The following is an 18,365-nucleotide window of genomic DNA, read 5'->3' as shown; positions in this document are numbered from 1 at the left end:
CGTGGCAACCGGAACGCGCCGATGAAAATCCGCACCCTGCTCATCATTCTCATCGCGGTGCCGCTGCTGGCATACGGCAGCGTGAAACTCTATCTCCATGCCAAGGTGGACGACTTCATGACCCACCTGGCACAACATCATCTCGCGCCGCTTGCCACCCTGCGCTGGGGCGCCATCGAGACCTCCCTGACCGGCGAGGCGAGCGTGCATGACATCCGCATCGATCTGCGCCATCCCCCGGACACCATCACCATCGAACGGATCACCTACGACACGCCCAACATGTGGTTCCTGATGCGGGACCTCGGTGAAATCAACAATGACCGGATCCCCGAAAGCCTGCATCTGCGCATGCAGGGGTTGCGCCTCGATCTGTATGGCGATCTCACCGATCAGTTCGAACAGCTTGTCAACGGCGTGAATCTGGATCTTGCCGGCGTCAACCGCCTCTGCGGCGGCCGCCTGTTCATGGGGCCGCGGGAGCTGCGGGACATGGGTTACGAGGCCATCGTGATCGACGCGGATCTCGGTTTCGACATCGACACCATCACCGAAGAACTGACCTGGAGCCTGCAACTGGCCGCGCGCGACATGTTCGCCCTGCAGGTGAAGAACACCTTCGACGGCTTCCTCGGCACGCCCCTCCAGGCACTGGTGCCCACGCCCCACCCGCTGCGCGCCGGTCCCCTGCGGATCCGCGTTGCCGACCGCGACTACGTCAGGCGCATGGTCACCTACTGCGCCCGCCTCAGCGACATGGGGATCAGCGAATACATCCAGGAAGAGGCCGCCCAGCCCGATGCCTACTTCGCCAACCTGTGGGGCATCGTTCCCGGCCCTGGCCTGCGCGAGGCCTATCGACGCTACCTCGCCGAGCCCCGCACCATCGAAGTCAGCCTGGCATGGCCCGAGGACATCAGCCCGGACAGCCTGGCCCTGTTCAAGCCGGAGGAGATCCCCGCCCTCCTGGCCCTGCAGCTGCGCATCAACGATCAACCGGTGACCGATCTGGCCTTCCGCTTCCAGCCGGGCAAGCAGACCCGCCTGGCCAGCCGCTTCCGCCGCCTGTTCGCCGACGAACCCCCGCCCGCCCCTGCGCCACGGCCGCGCAAGCCCCGCTACGAGGAACGCTACCACGCGGTCGAGCCCACCCGCCTGGGTGACTATCTCGACCACCAGGTGCGTCTGCACACCGACAAGGGCCAGCGCCGCGAAGGCACCCTGATCCGCCTCAGCGGCAACATCGCCTACGTGCAGCAGACCATCCACCACGGCGAATTCGTCATGCAGGTGCCGCTCAGTTCCGTCCAGCGGGCCGAAGTGCTGCTGCGCACCCCGGTCGACGCCAGCGCCCGCCGGGCGCCCTGACGTCCCGCCCTCCCGGCCGCCCACATCCTGTATAATTCGCCGTTTCGTTGCCGACGACGCCGGAAAACGCCTTCATGAAATCCCGACTCCAGTCCCTGGTCGCCGACGCCCTGGCGAAACTGCAGGCCGACGGCGTGCTGCCTGCCGAACTCGAACCGCGCATCCAGATCGAGCGCACCCGCGATGCCAGCCATGGCGACTTCGCCAGCAACGTGGCCCTGATGCTGGCCAAGCCGGCCGGCATGAACCCCCGGGCCCTGGCCGAACGCCTCGTCGGCGCCCTGCCCGACGCCCCCGAGGTGGAGAAGGTGGAAATCGCCGGCCCGGGCTTCATCAATTTCTTCATCCGCAACGCCGCCCTGGCCGACGTGGTGCGCCACGCGCTCGAGCAGGGCGAGGCCTTTGGCCGCTCGCAGCTCGGCGGCGGCAAGCGGGTGCAGGTGGAGTTCGTCTCGGCCAACCCCACCGGCCCCCTGCACGTGGGCCACGGCCGCGGCGCGGCCTACGGGGCGGCGGTGGCCGATCTGCTGGACGCCGTCGGCTACGCCGTGCACCGCGAGTACTACGTCAACGACGCCGGCCGGCAGATGGACATCCTCGCCGCCAGCGTGTGGCTGCGCTACCTGGAGCTGTGCGGCGAGGAACTGCCCTTTCCCGCCAATGCCTACCAGGGCGACTACGTCTGGGACATCGCCGCCGCCCTGCACCGCGAACACGGCGAACGCTTCCGCAAGGCCTGGGCTGAGGTGGCCGACGGCCTGCCCGCCGACGCCCCGGAAGGCGACAAGGAGCAGTACATCGACGCCGTGATCGACAAGGCCAGGACCCTGCTTGGCGCCGACGACTACCGGATCGTCTCCGACACGGCCCTCAACTACATTCTCGCCGACATCCGCGACGATCTCGAACAGTTCGGCGTGGTCTACGACGAGTGGTACTCGGAACGCCGCCTGACCGAGAACGGCCTGGTGGAGCAGGCCATCGACCGCCTCAGGGCCGCCGGCCACACCTACGAGAAGGACGGCGCCCTGTGGTTCCGCTCCACCGACTTCGGCGACGAGAAGGACCGGGTGCTGGTGCGCGAGAACGGCCAGACCACCTACTTCGCCTCCGACATCGCCTACCACATGGACAAGCTGGAGCGGGGCTTCGAATGGGTGATCGACATCTGGGGCGCCGATCACCACGGCTACGTGCCCCGGGTGAAGGCCGCCCTCCAGGCCCTGGGCGAAGACGTGAACAGGCTGCACGTGCTGCTGGTGCAGTTCGCCATCCTCTACCGGGGCGGCCAGAAGGTGCAGATGTCCACCCGCTCCGGCGAGTTCGTCACCCTGCGCCAGTTGCGCAAGGAGGTGGGCACCGACGCCGCGCGCTTCTTCTACGTGATGCGCAAGTGCGAACAGCACCTGGACTTCGACCTGGACCTGGCCAAGAGCCAGTCGGCCGACAACCCCGTGTACTACATCCAGTACGCCCACGCCCGGGTCTGCAGCGTGTTCCGGCAGCTCACGGAAAAGGGCCTCGCCTGGGACCGGGACGCCGGCCTCGCCCATCTGAACCGCCTCACCGAACCCCACGAACAGGCCCTGATCACCCGCCTCGGCCGCTACCCGGAACTGATCGAAGCCGCCGCCACCCAGCACGAACCCCACCAGCTCGCCCACTACCTGCGCGAACTGGCCAACGACTTCCACACCTACTACAACGCCCACCAGTTCCTGGTGGACGACCCCGACCTGCGCAACGCCCGCCTGGCCCTGATTGCCGCCACCCGCCAGGTCATCGCCAACGGCCTGGGGCTGCTGGGGGTGTCGGCACCCGAAACAATGTAGGACCAAGGGACGAGGGACGAGTGGCGAGGAACACCGGCACCAGACCGCCAACCACCTGATATACTCTCAACGGTCGGCACCCACTGTTTCGAAGCCCATGAACACCGCTTCTCGTCCCTCGTCCCTCGTCCCTCGTCCCTGATCTCATGCCCCGCGACTACGCCAAGAGCCCCCGTCCCCGTGAACGCCGTGGCCTGCCGGGCTGGGTGTGGATGCTGGGCGGGCTGGTCATCGGCCTGTTCGTGGCCCTGCTGGTCTATCTGGACAAGACCCACCCGGATCGCAACCCGGCCGACATCGCCGGCGCGGTGAGCGGGTTCTTCCAGAAACAGGTCGAAAAGGCTAAACCGGCCGCCTCCGCCGACGCGCCCCCGACCGACAGGCAGGCGCCCGCGCGCCCGCGCTTCGATTTCTACACCATTCTCCCCGAACTGGAGGTGGCCATCCCCGAGGAGGAGCTGGTCGAAAAATCGAAACAGCCCGCCAGCGCCACGACGCCGGGCAACTACATGCTCCAGGCCGGCTCCTTCCGCAGCGCCGACCAGGCCGACCAGCTCCGCGCCCGCCTGGCCCTGCAGGGCATCGAAGCCAGCATCCAGACGGTGAAGATCAAGGGCGGCGAAACCTGGCACCGCGTCCGCGTCGGCCCCCTGCCCGACATCGCCACCGTCAACCGCGTGCGCAAACGCCTGCGCGCCATCGGCGTGCCCTCCATCGTGGTCCGCGACAAGTCCTGATTTTCGGACCCTCGCAAGATGCACTGCAAAAAACGCAGAGACCGCAGAGACACGGAGGCCGCAGAGAAAACTGATTGGAAATCCAAGCCTTCCAATACCCAAACCTCAAGGCATTTCGCACAATAATGCTGCTTTCATGACGCCCCCAGTCGTACAGGAATTCACACATACCGGGCATTCACCCCTCTGCGTCCTCCGCGCCTCTGCGCCCTCTGCGTTGCTTCCACCGCCGTCCAGACCATGCCCTACATCCTGCTTGCCATTCTGATCCTCGCGCTGGTGTTCGGCCCGCAGTGGTGGGCGCGGTACACCTTCCGCCGCCATGCGCGTCCGCATCCCCGTCTGCCGGGCACGGGCGGGGAGCTGGCGCGGCATCTGCTGGATCGGTTCGACATGGCCGAGGTGGCCGTGGAAGTGACGCAACCGGGACAGGATCACTACGATCCCGAGAGTCGCACGGTGCGCCTGTCGCCGGAGAATCACGACGGGCGCTCGCTGACCGCGGTGGCCGTGGCCGCCCACGAGGTGGGGCACGCCATCCAGCACCAGCGGGGGGAACCGCTGTTGCTGTGGCGCGGGCGCCTGGTGCGCTGGGCCAACGGCGCGCAGCGGCTCGGCGCCGGCGCCATGCTGCTGATCCCGGTGCTGGCGGTGGCCACCCGCTCGCCGGCCGTGGGCCTGCTCATGTTCGCCGTGGGGATCGGTTCCCTGCTGCTGGCCACCCTCGTGCACCTGGTGACCCTGCCGGTGGAGCTGGACGCCAGCTTCAACAAGGCCCTGCCGATCCTGGCCGAAGGCTACCTGCAACCCGACGAACTCCCGGCGGCCCGGCGCGTCCTGCGCGCCGCCGCCCTCACCTACCTGGCCGCCTCCCTCGCCAGTCTGCTCAACCTCGGCCGCTGGCTCGTCCTGCTGCGCCGCGCCTGACCAGGGGATCGGTGTCCTCCCCATCGCAGGCCGGCTCAAGCGCAGCGGTGCCGGATGGACGACGGATGTATTTGTTCAGCGCAGGCACTGAGCCCTTGAGGCCGGGTGCGCCTTTCGTGACCGTCGGCCGCAGGGACGATGTCCAGGACGGACAAGTGTCGCGAGAGGGCAGGATGCCCGAAGCGACCGCGGCCGTCGAGCCTACAGGGATGTATCCACGGCATGTCACGAAAGGCGCACCCGGCCTCAAGGGCGGATCCGATGCAGGCTCAAATTGCCGGCACCGCTGCGCTTGAGCCGGCCGACATTTGCCAGACCACGTTCCCTGGCGGCAACCCGTGTGACCGACGAAAAAAAGCCCTGCGCCTTGCGACGCAGGGCCAGTCTGACCCGACACGGGGAGGTGACGGTTCGATCCGTCTGACGGCTTACCAGATGTACTGGAAGCGGGCAGAGACGGCCTTGCCCGAATCGTAGGTCAGGGTCGTCGGCGCATCGAGGCTGGTGTCGATGTAGTTGAGCATGAAGCGCATGCTCTGATCGAGATAGTAGTTCACGCCAACGGTCACGTTCGTGCCCTTGCGCCCGCCATTGTTGTCGATACCGTCGAGCACGCTGTACCGGCCGACCAGCTCCCACGCACCCGACTCGGAACGGGGCTTCACCTTGCCGAACTTGCCACCCTTGTAGGGACGAGACTCGCCGGTGAAGAAGTAGCTGCCCAGCACGTAGTAGCCGCTGAAATCGGCATCGGGATTGGCATCACCAGACTTGACGCTGGCCTTGTAGTACTCGCCCTGCAGCGAAAACGGGCCCATGACCATGGCCGCCTCCAGGTTGGCGATGCTCATGCTGTCGGCATCCGTCAATGCATAGCTGGTCACGATCTTCTCGGCCGTGTGCACCTCGGCCCGTTCCTTGAACTGATAGGAATTGTTGCCCATGGCTCGGCTACTGTAACCCAATCCCAGGTGCATGACCCGCCCCTTGCCGTGCATGGGGGCGAAGACGACACGCCCGGTCACGGCATAGAGCTGCTTGTTGCTGTTGTTGGCATCGTCTCCATCGCTGAACAGGCCGGCCTGCCAGTTGAAGGTCTTGCTGCCGCCCTTGACGCTGACGCCAATATTGCGGCTGGGCGCGAAGGCATCGGTGACCATGGCCCGCTCGATGGTGGAGATGTACTTGGAGCTGGTCAGCTCCTCCAGCCCCATGGGTTCCTTGTGCTGGCCGATGATCAGGGTCACGGCCTCGCCCTTGCGCTGGATGTAGGCGTCCTTGATCTTGGCGTTGGCGCTGCTGTCGAAATTGATCTGCAGCTTGCCCTTCCACCGCTTGTTGAGCTGGCTGGTGACGGCGATGCGGGCGCGGCGGATCTCGGTCTGGCTGCCGCTTTCGCCGTTGTTGGCATCGTTGTGGGCGCCGTCGAAGCTGTCCCAGTCATACATCAGGCGGCCGTTGATCTTGAAGGCGCTCTCGCCGGTCCTGGCCTTGAGCGTGCCGTGCTTGACCACGGCGCCCTCCGCAGCCAGCGCGGAACCGGATACCGCCAGCATGACGGAAATGGCAATCAGTTTTTTCTGCATGTCTTGTTTCCCCAAAAATGATTTGCGTTTGTCGTGGCCATGCCGTGACGGCAAAATGGCGAGCGGGATCATGCCCCGCGTGCATGACCGGCACGTGACGGGAAAATGACAGACAGATGACAGCGGTGAAAACCGCCGGCAGGCAATACCGCCTCAGAGCGTGAAGTGACCGACGGGGCGGGTGGAGTGCTTGGATTCCAGGTAGTTGAGCTTGCCGAGCCAGATCGGCACCGGGTCGGGCACACCCAGCAGGTAACCCTGGCCGAAGTCCATGCGCATGCCTTCGAGGCGGTCTGCCTGTTCGAAGGTTTCCACGTATTCGACCACGGTTTCCAGATCCAGGGCGCGGGCCATCTGCCGGGTGATCTGCATGATCCGCTGGCTGGCCAGGCTGGTGGTGATGTCGTGGGTCAGGGAACCGTCGAGCTTGAGATAGCGCACCGATCCTTCCAGGGCCAGTTCGATGACGGTCTGCAGGGTGGAATAACCGGTGCCGAAATCATCGATGGCAAACACCAGTCCGTGGGCGCGGTGCAGCTCGGCGACCCGCGCGCGGCGCGCCAGCAGTACCTGCTCGGTCAGCTCCAGTACCACCTCGAACTCCCGCAGAGGCCCGTCCAGGGCGTCGGTGAGCAGTTCCAGGTAGGCATCGTCTTCCAGCGAACCGGCAGAGACGTTGATGAACAGCCGGGAGGTGATCCGCCCGAGCGCGTCGGCCTGCCGTATCACGGCCTGAAGCACCAGGCGATCGAAATCGGTGGCCAGGCCCATGGCGATGATGTCGTCGATGAACAGCCCGGCGCTGATGTAACCGTCGCCGTCGCGGAACCGGCCCAGTACCTCGAAGGCATGGATCTCCCGCTTGCTGTCCAGCGTCACCAGCGGCTGGATGAAGACGTCGGTCTGCGCTTCGCTGAGCTTGGCCTGCAGATCCAGCGACTTGCGATACTGGCGCTTGATCCAGTCGATCATCTCCCGGGTCCGTTCCTCGCCGGTGAGCAGGTGCTCTTCCGCCTCGCGGGCCTGCTGGGTCAGGTATTGCACCAGCAGATGCATGTTCTCGGTGGTCAGATCGTTGAGATCGGTCAGCTCGATGCCACGGTAGAGCAAATCGATCTCGACCGGGAGCATCTTGCCGCATTCCGCCACCACCTGCCGATGCACGTCTGCCAGAAGGGTGCGCAACGTGGCGGGCTCGGTATCGAAGCCGATGAGGTAGAAATCTCCGGCGATGCCCCGGGTGAAGACCAGCCACTCGCGGTGGGCTTCGGCGGCGTCCCGCAGGATGCGCTCCACGCAGTCCAGCGCCCGATCGCCCACGTCGGTGCCGTAGAGCTTGTTGAGCCGCCCGAGATCCCGCAGGTTGATCACGCTGAGGAACTTGCGGCCGGGCAGATAGAGCGCCGCCTGCAAAAAGCTGAAGAAGCGGCCGATGCGGTTGGTCTGGCTCTCGAAGTACAGCACGCTCAGCAGATTGAGCAGCTCGGCCACTTTCTTGACCATGTCCTGATAGGCGATGTAGGCCTGTTCGAAGCGCTGCGCATGCAGCATGGCGTAGAGGATGCTCGACTGCTGGCAGATCAGACGATGCTGATCGAGGATCTGATCACAGAGCTTCAGATCCAGACAGATCAGCATGCTCTCGGGATAGCGCAGGGCGCGGGTGAAGGGGCTCTGATCCGCCGGCTCCAGCGGAAATCCGCGCAAATCGTCGTCGCGGATCGCGGCATTGATCGCCTCCAGCCAGTCGAGGTAGATCCGGATCAACACCTTCTCGCGCAGGATTTTCGCCGGCAGGTGGTCCGGCGAGCGCACTTCGCACAGCAGGTAGGCCCGGGCCGTCTCCCGCTTGATGCGCTCGAAGGTCTCGTCGATCTCCCGGTAGTGGCGGAAAGGATCCGGTGTATTGCCTGCCACCTCCTGCACCAGCTCGGCCTTCATGTGATTGAAGCTGCCCATCAGCAGGGCGAAGGGGATGTGCTGGGCGTAATAGGTTTCGGCCAGGGAACGCACCTGGGGTGCCGAGGCTTCCGGTTCGGCGAAGAACTGGCCAAGCAACTGACGGAACCCCTCGAGCAACAGGCCTTCGCGTTCGCTGTCCAGCAGGGTGTCCAGCGCGCCATAGCCTTCGTGGAAAGCGTGCAGTCCTTCGAGGAGGTGTTCGATTTGCGCGGGCGTAAGATGCAGGACGGCTTCCTTCATGCGGACAGGAGGATAAAAAGGGTGAGACCGGGTTCCTGGGGAGGGGGTACCCCGAGTATAGCGCCCGGCACCGGGATTGCAACGAAAAAACGCCGCCGCCGAAGCCGGATTTCATTCTGCAGCCGTTTGTTTATGCTTACTCACTTTTTCATCACGGCGTTGTCACACCGCGTTCACCGGCACGTCATCGCCGGCCGGCATCATTCGCCCTGCCTCAACCACAAACCATGATCATTCAGGGGGAATTCATGAAACAGTCCAGAATCGCCATTCTCACCCTTGCCGCCGTCGGCGGCATGAGCCTGGGCGGTGTTGGCCAGGCACGGGAAGCCGAAACGCCCGCCTACTGGTACCAGTCCGGCCAGGCCACCGTGGCCCGTGCCGCCGCCCTGCGGCCCGCGCATCGCCGGGCGAAGAACGTGATCCTGTTCGTCGGCGACGGCATGGGAATCAGCACCGTGACCGCGGCGCGCATCCTCGAAGGCCAGTTGCGCGGCGAGACCGGCGAGGAGAACGTGCTGAGCTTCGAGACCCTGCCCTACACGGCCCTGGCCAAGACCTACAACACCAACCAGCAGACGCCCGATTCGGCCGGGACCATGACCGCCATGATGACCGGCGTGAAGACCAAGGCCGGCGTCATCAGCGTGGATCAGACCGTGTATCGCGGTGACTGCGCCTCCAGCCGCGGCAAGGAACTGGTCACCTTTCTCGAGCAGGCCGAGCTGGCCGGCAAGGCCACCGGGGTGGTCACCACCGCCCGGCTCACCCATGCCACGCCCGCGGCCACCTACGCCCACACGCCCGAGCGCAACTGGGAAGACGACCACGATCTGACCGAGGAAGCCAGGGCCAACGGCTGCAAGGACATCGCCCGCCAGCTCATCGAGTTTCCCTACGGCGACGGCATCGAAGTGGCCCTGGGTGGCGGCCGGCGCAGCTTCTGGCCGCGCGATCTGGCCGATCCGGAAGAGGCCGACAAGACCGGCGAGCGGGACGACGGCCGCAATCTGACCGTGGAATGGGTACAGCGTTTTGATCAGGCCGCCTTCGTCTGGAACAAGGCGCAGTTCGATGCCATCGATCCGCGCAAGGTGCGCCACCTGCTCGGCCTGTTCGATCGCTCGCACATGAAATATGAAGCCGATCGGGAACAGGACAGCGGCGGGGAGCCCTCCCTGGCCGAGATGACCGGCAAGGCCATCGATCTCCTGCAGCGCAACCGCAAGGGCTATTTCCTGATGGTGGAGGCCGGCCGCATCGATCACGGCCACCACGCCGGCAACGCCTACCGGGCCCTGACCGATACCATCGAGCTGGCCGAGGCGGTGAAGACCGCGCTGGCGAAGGTGGACCGGGAAGAGACGCTGATCATCGTCACCGCCGATCACAGCCACGTGTTCACCATCGCCGGCTATCCGACCCGCGGCAATCCCATCCTCGGCAAGGTGGTGGGCAACGACAGCCGCGGCGAGCCCAGGGGCGAGTACGCGCGCGCCGCCGACGGAATGCCCTACACCACCCTGAGCTATGCCAACGGCCGCGGCTACGCCATGCTCGAGCGCGGCGGCGACACCCGCTATGGCCAGCCCATCGCCGCCGGCCGGGTGGCGGATCTCTCCGCCATCGACACGCATGACGAAGGCTTCCACCAGGAAGCCCTGGTGCCGCGCGGTTCCGAAACCCATGCCGCCGAAGACGTGGCCATCTACGCCGCTGGCCCCGGCGCGCATCTGGTGCGCGGCGTGCTGGAGCAGAACGTCATCTATCACGTCATGGCCCGGGCCAGCCGTCTGCATGAGCGACGCCATCGCCACGCGCGGGACGACGACTGAACGGCAAAACCGGACACGAAGAAAAACCGCCGGCACGGACGCCGCACGACTTCCTGACCCCGCTCCGGCGGGGTTTTTCTTTAGCAGGCTGTTAGCGGCCGTGTACTTCGCCGGGCCGGCGCCCCTGCAACATCCCCTGTAGGAGCGGCGCAAGCCGCGACCCCAGTTGGTCGGCCTTCAGGCCGACAAGGCCTTTTCCCCCATCGCATCTCGGGCTGAAGCCCGATCTGCATGATGCCCCTTCGTATTGAACGTGAAGCGCGATTCAGCCGAACTGGTAATGCTTGCGCACCGCTTCGTGGATCTCCCAGGTGCAGCGCATGCCCTTGGGAAAAATCACCAGATCTCCCGCGCCGAAGCGCACCGGCTCCCCGCCCTCGGGCGTGACCGTGACGTCGCCCTCCAGCAGATAGCAGGTCTCCTGCTGATCGTAGGTCCAGGGAAAGGTCGAAACCTCCTTGGTCCAGACGGGCCAGTCGTAGACGCCCATCACCTCCAGCTTGGCGCTGGAAGGGTTGTGTTCCACCAGGATCTGATCCATTGCGTTACCTCGTATCGCGTTTCTCAAGATAGGTATAGCCATACAGTCCCTGCTCGAGCACGGCCAGGAGGGCCTCGCGCCGGTCGGCGGGCAAATCGGCGTCCGCCAGGCGGCTGCGGTAGGCCTCCCGCAGGGTCTCGGGATGAAAGTGCACGTAGCGCAGCACCGCGTCCACGGTGTCGCCCTGCAGGGGTTGCTCGAGGCGCCAGCCGCCTGCGCCGTCCAGGACCACGTGCACCGAATCGGTGTCACCGAACAGGTTGTGGATGTCGCCGAGGATCTCCTGATAGGCGCCGATCAGGAAGAAGCCCAGCAGATAGGGCTCGCCGGGGCGCAGGGGATGTACGGCCAGGCTGGCCTCCAGGCCCTCGCCTTCCACGTAGGCATCGATCCGCCCGTCGGAATCGCAGGTGATGTCCTCGAGCACCGCACGGCGCCGCGGCGGCTCGTCGAGGCGGTGCAGGGGCAACACCGGAAAGATCTGCTCGATGGCCCACACGTCGGGCATGGACTGGAACAGGGAAAAGTTGACGAAATACTTGTCGGCCAGCTTCTCGTCTATGGCCGCGAGCACGTCGCCATCCCGCCGGTGGGCGTCCCGCAGACGGGCCTGTACCCGCCGGCTGATGGCCACGTGCAGGGCCTCGGCGCTGGCCCGCTCGGCCAGCGACAGCAGGCCGTGGCGGAACTGTTCCTGCACTTCCTGCATCCAGTGGCGGCTGTCGTGCCAGATCTCCACCGCCTGCGCCGGCCCGGCCACCTGCTCCAGGCGCCGGTACTCGGCCCACAGATCCGCCAGCACCCGCGGGGCATCGTCCGGCGGCGGCGACACCGCCGGCGCACTGGCCACCGGCTCGGCGTCGATCACGTCGGTCACCAGCACGGCATGATGGGCGGTGAGCGCCCGCCCCGACTCGCTGACCACGTGGGGATGGGGCAGGTCCCGATCGGCGCAGACCTCCTTCAGGGCCCGCACGATGTTCTCGGCATAGCCGTTCACCGAGTAGTTCATGGAACAGGGATGCCGCGAGCGGGTGCCCTCGTAGTCGACCCCGAGCCCGCCGCCCACGTCCACCACCTCGACCGGCGCGCCCAGCGCCCGCAGCTCGGCATAGACCCGCGCGCATTCGCGCATGCCGCGCTGGATGTCACGGATGTTCACGAGCTGCGAACCCAGGTGGAAGTGCAGCATCTGCAGGGCCTCGAGCCGCCCGGCCTCGCGCAAGCGCGCCACCACCGCCAGCACCTGCTCGGCGCTGAGGCCGAACTTGGACTTCTCGCCCCCCGTGTTCTGCCACTTGCCCGAACCGGCCGCCGCCAGACGCACCCGCAGACCGAGGCGCGGCGGGATCCCCAGCGCCTCGGCCTCCTCCAGCAGCAGCTCGACCTCGGAGCGCTTCTCGATGACGATGAACACCCGCAGGCCGAGCGTCTGGCCGATCAGCGCCAGGCGCAGATATTCGCGATCCTTGTAGCCGTTGCAGACCACCAGGCTGCCGGGCGGGGCGATGCCCAGCACCGCCATCAGCTCCGGCTTGCTGCCGGCCTCGAGGCCGAGCCGCGCGCCGCCGTGGCGCACGATCTCCTGCACCACGCTGTGCTGCTGGTTGACCTTGACGGGATAGACGGCCGTGTAACCGCCGGCGTATCCCTGCTCGGCCATGGCCCGGTCGAAGGCGCCGCAGAGGGTGTCGATGCGGTCGTGCAGGATGTCGGTGAAACGCAGCAGCACCGGGAGGCTCAGGTGCATGGCCGAAAGTCGCCCGGCCACCTCGTGCAGATCGATGGCGGGGCCCTGCTCGCGGCGCGGACGGACGATCACGTGGCCGGCCGCGTTGATGTCGAAATAGCCCTCGCCCCAGCCGGCGATGTTGTACAGCCGGCGGGCCTGCGCGATGTTCCACTCCTCGTTCATGCCGGGCAAGATACAGGATACGCGTCAAAAGATACAAGAAAACGGCCGCCTTTCCCTGCGCCCCCGCTATCCTGTATCTTTGGCGCACCAGCGAACCGATTTCCCCACAGGACAGCGGAACATGCTCGACAAGAACTGGTTTACCGAACTGTGCGAGGAGGCCGGCTCGGCCTTCTCGCTGAAGATCCGCGGCAAGCTGCACGAGGAGCAGACGCCGTTCCAGAAGATCGAAATCTACGAGACCACCGATTTCGGCAACCTGATGGTGATCGACGGCTTCATCATGCTCTCGAGCCGCGACAACTTTCTCTACCACGAGATGATGAGCCATCCGGTGCTGTTCACGCACCCGGCGCCGAAGCGGGTGCTGATCGTCGGCGGCGGCGACTGCGGCACCCTGCGCGAGGTGCTGCGCCATCCCGACGTGGCGCTCGTGGAACAGGTGGACATCGACGAACGCGTGACGCGCCTGTCCGAGATCCACTTTCCCGAACTGTGCGAGGCCAACGACGATCCCCGCGCCCGCCTGCACTTCGCCGATGGCATCAAGTGGGTAGCCGACGCCCCGGAAGACTCCCTCGACGTGATCATCGTCGACAGCACCGATCCCATCGGCCCCGGCGAAGTGCTGTTCACCGAAGACTTCTACCGCCACTGCCGCCGCGCCCTGGGCGAGAACGGCCTGCTGGTGCAGCAGAGCGAGTCGCCCATCTACCATCTCGACCTGCTCACCGACATGCACCGCAAGATGCGCCGCGCCGGCTTCGCCCGCACCCAGATCCTCAACTTCCCCCAGCCCGTCTACCCTTCCGGCTGGTGGAGCGCCACCCTCGCCGGCAACGGCGATCTCACTGCCTTTCGCGTGCGCGACGTGGAAGCGCGGCCCTTCCCCACCCGCTACTACAACCACCGCATCCACGAAGCCGCCCTGGCCGTGCCGGAGTTCGTGGAACGGCACCTGCGGGAGTCGCTAGCGGAAAGGTAGGAAAGGACTGCCGAGACGAACAACCTGTAGGAGCGGCGCAAGCCGCGAACAATGCAGAGGACAGGCCGGCTCAAGCGCAGCGGAACAGGCAAGAATCGTGTCATCCCGAGATGGCGGCTCCGCTACGCTTGAGCCGTATATGGTCTCCTCCCGTTTTGCAAGACGTTGTACCAAACTTCGACAGGGACAGGATTGCGCTCGTATATCCGGCCTGTTTGTGAGGCTTTTTGCGCCTCTGGCCTCGATGAGATCTGCGCGTATCGTCCTAATCGCCCTAGCGGCTTGTCCCAGCCTACGGCTCAAGCAGGTTTTCGATACGCCGGTCTGACCTGTTTGTCATCGCTCGCCACAGCGTCTTCGCAATCGTCGGCAGGCTAACTCTCCAAATCGTTCCTCGCGGGCCCTGCCCGCCTTCAGACCGGGCGGTAATCCGCCCGGTATTCCGTCTTGTTCCTCAATACCGCCCACCCCATCCGGGCCATCTTGTTGGCCAGCGCCACCACCGCCTTGTTGTAGCCGCGCTCCGCCCGGATCCGGTTGATCCAGCGGCTGAGCCGGTCATCCTTCCCCGCCGCCGCCTTCACCACCGACCGCGCTCCATGCACCAGCAGACTGCGCAGATAGCCGTCTCCCCGCTTGCTGATCCCCTGCAGCCGTTCCTTCCCTCCGCTACTGTGTTGGCGGGGCACCAGACCCAGGGATGCGGACACATCCCGTCCCCGCCGCCAGGCCCGGCCGTCGCCGATCTGGCTGTAGAAAACCGGCGCCACCACCGGCCCGTAACCCGGGATCGCCCGCAGCCGCTTCACCGCCTCGTTCCGGCGGCTGTAGCCTTCCAGTTCCCGGGTGTAAAACGCAATGTGCGCGTCCAGCTCCTGAAACCGCCGGTAACTCTCCCACAACAGCTGCCGAAACCACTCGCTCAGGCCATTCTCCGCCTCCGACAGCACCTCCGGCAGGCGACGCCGCAGCGTATTCACCCCCTTGGGCAGAACAATCCCGTATTCCCCCAGCAGACCCCGTATCTGGTTGACCAGCGCCGTGCGGTCCGCAAGACAGCGCTCGCGCAGACGGTGCAGCGCCTGGATGTCCTGCTGCTCCGGTGTCTTCACCGACACAAACCGCATTTCCGGCCGCACCACCGCTTCGGCTATCGCCAGCGCGTCGTTGTAATCGTGCTTGTTCCCCCGCACAAACGGCTTCACGTACTGCGGCGGAATCAGCTTCACCTCGTGGCCCAGTGCCTGCAGCTCCCGCGCCCAGTAGTGGGCGCTCGCGCAGGCTTCCATCCCCACCAGGACCGGCTCCAGGTTCGCAAAATACGCCAGCACCTGCCCTCGCCTCAGCATCCGCTTGCGCACCACCTTGCCCCGCTCGTCGCAGCACACCACGTGAAACACGTGCTTTGCCAAATCCAGTCCAACCGTCGTAATCTTGCTCATGGTCTCCTCCTCCTTCTTCGATGGATGGTGAAGTGCTTCCATCTTGGCGCATCGTGACGCCGTTTTTAAGGGGGGGAGGAGACCATCTCATCGCCCTACGGACTGCCTGTGAATACCTGCGGCGAACCTTGCAAACATCTCTTTGCGCCCTTTGCGCCTTCGCGCCTTTGCGTTGGATGTTTCACCCCGATCGAAGCCGATCCAGCCGCAGCCGCCAGCGTTCGTCGAACAGGCGGCGGGCGCCGATCCAGCTGGCCAGGAGGGTGGCGAAACCGGTGCCGGCGCTGATCAGGAACATGATCAGGATCTGATACTTCACCGCCTCGATGGGCGAGGTGCCCGAGAGGATCTGGCCGGTCATCATCCCCGGCAGGGAGACGATGCCGGCGGCGGCCATGGCGTTGATGATGGGGATCATGCCCACCCGGGCGCTCTCGCGGGTGAGTTCGCCGATGGCGGTGCGCCAGTCATGGCCGAGGGTCAGGTGGGCCTCGATCACGCCACGCTGCTGCCAGGCGCCGGTGGTGAGCCGATCCAGCGCCAGGGCCACGCCGTTCATGGTGTTGCCGAGCAGCATGCCCAAAAGCGGAATGGCGTACTGGGGCTCGTACCAGGGCTGGTTGCCGATGATCACCAACAGCGCGAACAGGGTGGTGGTGAAGGCGGAGACGAACATGGAGAGGGTGCCCAGCGCATAGCCCCACCCGCCCCCGAAACGCCGTTTCTGCCTGGCCATCACCTCGCGCCCCGCCACCGCCAGCATGACGAAGGCCATCAGCGCGATCCAGGGCAGGCGGGCGTTGGCGAACAGGGCTTCCAGCACCAGCCCCACCAGCAGCAGTTGCACGGTGGTGCGCAACGCCGCAATCAGCAACCGTGGGGCCACGTCCAGCCGCGCCCACACCGACAGCCCGGCCAGCGCCAGCACCAGCGCCGCGGCCAGCACCAGGTCCAGCGCGCTCAGATGGATGATCATGGAGACCGCCGTATCCCTTCCACCGGTCCCGACACTCATGCCGCCGCCTCCACCAGCCGGCCGCCATCGAGGTGCAGCACCCGGTGGGCGAGGCGGGCGCGCTGGGCGGCATCGTGGCTGACCCACAGCAGCGGCGCGTGGTGGGCCTCGCGATACGCGGCGAGCAGGGTCTCGACCCGCGCCACGTTGTCCGGGTCCAGGCTGGCGGTGGGCTCGTCCAGCAGCAGGGCGCGGGGACGGTTGGCCAGCAGGCGCAACAGGGCCAGGCGCTGGCGCTCGCCGGTGGAGAGGCGGCCGATCTCCCAATCGAGCACGTCGGCCCCGAAGCCGAGCGCCGCAAAATCGACCGCGGCCGGATCGGCGAAGTGATCGCCCACCCGGTCCGACCACCAGAAACTCTCGGCCGGCAGAAAGCCCACCTGGCGGCGCCATTCGGTCGGCTTCATGCGGCTGCACCAGCGATCGTCCAGCCGCGCATCGCCCGCGTGGGGAATGAGATCGGCGATGGCCCGCAGGAGGATGGTCTTGCCCGCCCCGGAAGGGCCGCTCAGGCACACGCACTCGGCCGGGCCGACCGTGAAGGTCATCGGCTGCAGGTGCAGGGCACGAATGGCATCGGTGGCGAGAACGGGCAAGGCGCGGATTCCGGTGGCGATGGGGCATTATACCGAGCCGAACGAAAACGGGCGCCCGAAGGCGCCCGTTTTCGTTCCTCCCTGAAGGGGTGCGACTCAGAGGCCGGAACCCTTGGGTCCGGTGAACTCGGGATAGGCTTCCAGGCCACACTCGCCGATGTCCACGCCCTCGAACTCTTCCTCTTCCGAGACGCGGATCCCCATCACGGCCTTGATGATGCCCCAGACGATGATGCTGGTGACGAAGGTCCAGACGAAGATCACCACCAGCCCCAGCAACTGGGCGCCGAAGCTGGCCTCGGCATTGGTGATGGCCACGGCCAGGAGCCCCCACATGCCAACCACGCCGTGGACGGAGATGGCGCCGACCGGATCGTCGATCTTCAGCTTGTCCAGGGTGATGATGGAGAACACCACCAGGATGCCGCCCACCACGCCGACCAGGGTGGACGCCTCGGGCGAGGGCGCCAGCGGCTCGGCGGTGATGGCCACCAGGCCCGCCAGGGCGCCGTTGAGGGCCATGGTCAGATCGGCCTTGCCGAACAGCATGCGGGCGGTGATGAGCGCGGCCACCACGCCGCCGGCAGCGGCCATGTTGGTGTTGACGAACACCTTGGCCACGGCATTGGCCTCACCCACGTTGGAGAGGATCAGCTCGGAACCGCCGTTGAAGCCGAACCAGCCCAGCCAGAGGATGAAGGTGCCGATGGTGGCCAGGGGCAGGTTGGCGCCGGGGATCGGCTTGACCTCGCCGTTCGGACCGTACTTGCCCTTGCGCGGGCCCAGCAGCAGCACCCCGGCCAGGGCCGCGGCGGCGCCGCACAGGTGCACCACGCCGGAACCGGCGAAGTCGTTGAAGCCGGCCGCATCGAGGAAACCGCCGCCCCACTTCCAGTAGCCCTGTACCGGATAGATGAAGCCGGTCATGACGATGGCGAACAGCAGGAAGGCCCACAGCTTCATGCGCTCGGCCACGGCGCCCGAGACGATGGACATGGCGGTGGCCACGAACACCATCTGGAAGAAGAAGTCGGCCATGACCGAGTAGTAGTTGCCGTCATACCAAGCTTCAGGATCGGCGCTTTGCTGGAGCACGGCCGCCGGATCATGATCCCCGCCCAGGAAGAAGCTCAGGCCGGGAATGTAGGGGCTTGCGCCGTCGCCGTACATGATGTTGTAACCCACCACCATGTACATGATGCAGGCGATGGCGAACAGCACGATGTTCTTGGTCAGGATCTCCGCCGTGTTCTTGGCCCGCACCAGCCCGGCCTCGAGCATGGCGAAGCCGGCCGCCATCCACATGACCAGCGCGCCGGTGATGAGAAAATAGAATGTATCGAGTGCGTAACTGAGGTTCTTGACGCCTTCTATCGCTTCCACG

At 65.9% G+C, this 18,365-nt stretch carries 14 protein-coding genes; 6 read left to right on the top strand and 8 right to left on the bottom strand.

The features are described from left to right. Nucleotides 1–21: 21 nt before the first annotated feature. The 4 genes from ACZ5BH_RS07115 (at nucleotide 22) to ACZ5BH_RS07100 (ending at nucleotide 4,864) form a co-directional block, all read left to right on the top strand. On the top strand, nucleotides 22–1,368 hold the full coding sequence (locus ACZ5BH_RS07115; protein ID WP_464888562.1) for a hypothetical protein: 1,347 nt from the start codon (nucleotides 22–24) through the stop codon (nucleotides 1,366–1,368). Between the two features lie 74 nt (nucleotides 1,369–1,442). Further along, on the top strand, nucleotides 1,443–3,200 hold the full coding sequence (gene argS / locus ACZ5BH_RS07110) for an arginine--tRNA ligase (protein ID WP_464888561.1): 1,758 nt from the start codon (nucleotides 1,443–1,445) through the stop codon (nucleotides 3,198–3,200). A gap of 146 nt (nucleotides 3,201–3,346) precedes the next feature. After that, a complete protein-coding gene (locus tag ACZ5BH_RS07105) occupies nucleotides 3,347–3,937 on the top strand; it encodes an SPOR domain-containing protein (protein ID WP_464888560.1) in 591 nt (196 codons plus the stop codon). A gap of 240 nt (nucleotides 3,938–4,177) precedes the next feature. Further along, nucleotides 4,178–4,864: a zinc metallopeptidase gene (locus ACZ5BH_RS07100; RefSeq protein WP_464888559.1), complete on the top strand. Its 687-nt coding sequence runs from the start codon at nucleotides 4,178–4,180 to the stop codon at nucleotides 4,862–4,864. A gap of 428 nt (nucleotides 4,865–5,292) precedes the next feature. On the opposite strand, the gene ACZ5BH_RS07095 is transcribed toward ACZ5BH_RS07100, so the two are convergent. Next, nucleotides 5,293–6,450, bottom strand: coding sequence for an OprO/OprP family phosphate-selective porin (locus tag ACZ5BH_RS07095; RefSeq protein ID WP_464888558.1), 1,158 nt, complete (start codon nucleotides 6,448–6,450; stop codon nucleotides 5,293–5,295). Between the two features lie 153 nt (nucleotides 6,451–6,603). Next, nucleotides 6,604–8,652: an EAL domain-containing protein gene (locus ACZ5BH_RS07090; RefSeq protein WP_464888557.1), complete on the bottom strand. Its 2,049-nt coding sequence runs from the start codon at nucleotides 8,650–8,652 to the stop codon at nucleotides 6,604–6,606. A 248-nt stretch (nucleotides 8,653–8,900) separates the two neighbouring features. Here ACZ5BH_RS07090 and ACZ5BH_RS07085 point away from each other — a divergent pair, with 248 nt between their 5' ends. Then, on the top strand, nucleotides 8,901–10,487 hold the full coding sequence (locus ACZ5BH_RS07085) for an alkaline phosphatase (protein ID WP_464888556.1): 1,587 nt from the start codon (nucleotides 8,901–8,903) through the stop codon (nucleotides 10,485–10,487). Between the two features lie 265 nt (nucleotides 10,488–10,752). Here the strand turns inward: ACZ5BH_RS07085 and ACZ5BH_RS07080 are convergent, their stop codons facing one another. Next, nucleotides 10,753–11,028, bottom strand: coding sequence for a cupin domain-containing protein (locus ACZ5BH_RS07080; protein ID WP_464888555.1), 276 nt, complete (start codon nucleotides 11,026–11,028; stop codon nucleotides 10,753–10,755). 4 nt (nucleotides 11,029–11,032) lie between these two features. Then, on the bottom strand, nucleotides 11,033–12,943 hold the full coding sequence (gene speA / locus ACZ5BH_RS07075; protein ID WP_464888554.1) for a biosynthetic arginine decarboxylase: 1,911 nt from the start codon (nucleotides 12,941–12,943) through the stop codon (nucleotides 11,033–11,035). 121 nt (nucleotides 12,944–13,064) lie between these two features. Between speA and speE the strand changes: the two genes are divergently transcribed. Beyond that, nucleotides 13,065–13,928 (top strand): polyamine aminopropyltransferase, encoded by an 864-nt coding sequence (gene speE, locus ACZ5BH_RS07070; protein WP_464888553.1) that lies wholly within the window; start codon nucleotides 13,065–13,067, stop codon nucleotides 13,926–13,928. Nucleotides 13,929–14,341: 413 nt separating this feature from the next. On the opposite strand, the gene ACZ5BH_RS07065 is transcribed toward speE, so the two are convergent. The 4 genes from ACZ5BH_RS07065 to ACZ5BH_RS07050 form a co-directional block, all read right to left on the bottom strand. Further along, the gene (locus ACZ5BH_RS07065; protein ID WP_464891200.1) at nucleotides 14,342–15,370 is read right to left on the bottom strand and encodes an IS110 family RNA-guided transposase; all 1,029 of its coding nucleotides are present in this window, start codon (nucleotides 15,368–15,370) and stop codon (nucleotides 14,342–14,344) included. A 181-nt stretch (nucleotides 15,371–15,551) separates the two neighbouring features. Next, entirely contained in the window at nucleotides 15,552–16,346 is a 795-nt protein-coding gene (locus tag ACZ5BH_RS07060; RefSeq protein WP_464888552.1) for an ABC transporter permease, read from the bottom strand. Nucleotides 16,347–16,381: 35 nt separating this feature from the next. Further along, a complete protein-coding gene (locus ACZ5BH_RS07055; RefSeq protein WP_464888551.1) occupies nucleotides 16,382–16,981 on the bottom strand; it encodes an ABC transporter ATP-binding protein in 600 nt (199 codons plus the stop codon). Between the two features lie 96 nt (nucleotides 16,982–17,077). Next, nucleotides 17,078–18,355 (bottom strand): ammonium transporter, encoded by a 1,278-nt coding sequence (locus tag ACZ5BH_RS07050; protein WP_464891205.1) that lies wholly within the window; start codon nucleotides 18,353–18,355, stop codon nucleotides 17,078–17,080. Nucleotides 18,356–18,365: the final 10 nt, after the last annotated feature.

It is taken from the genome of Thioprofundum lithotrophicum, assembly GCF_055387065.1.
The sequence above is the reverse complement of the archived record's forward strand: the minus strand, read 5'-3'. Positions and strand labels throughout refer to the sequence as shown.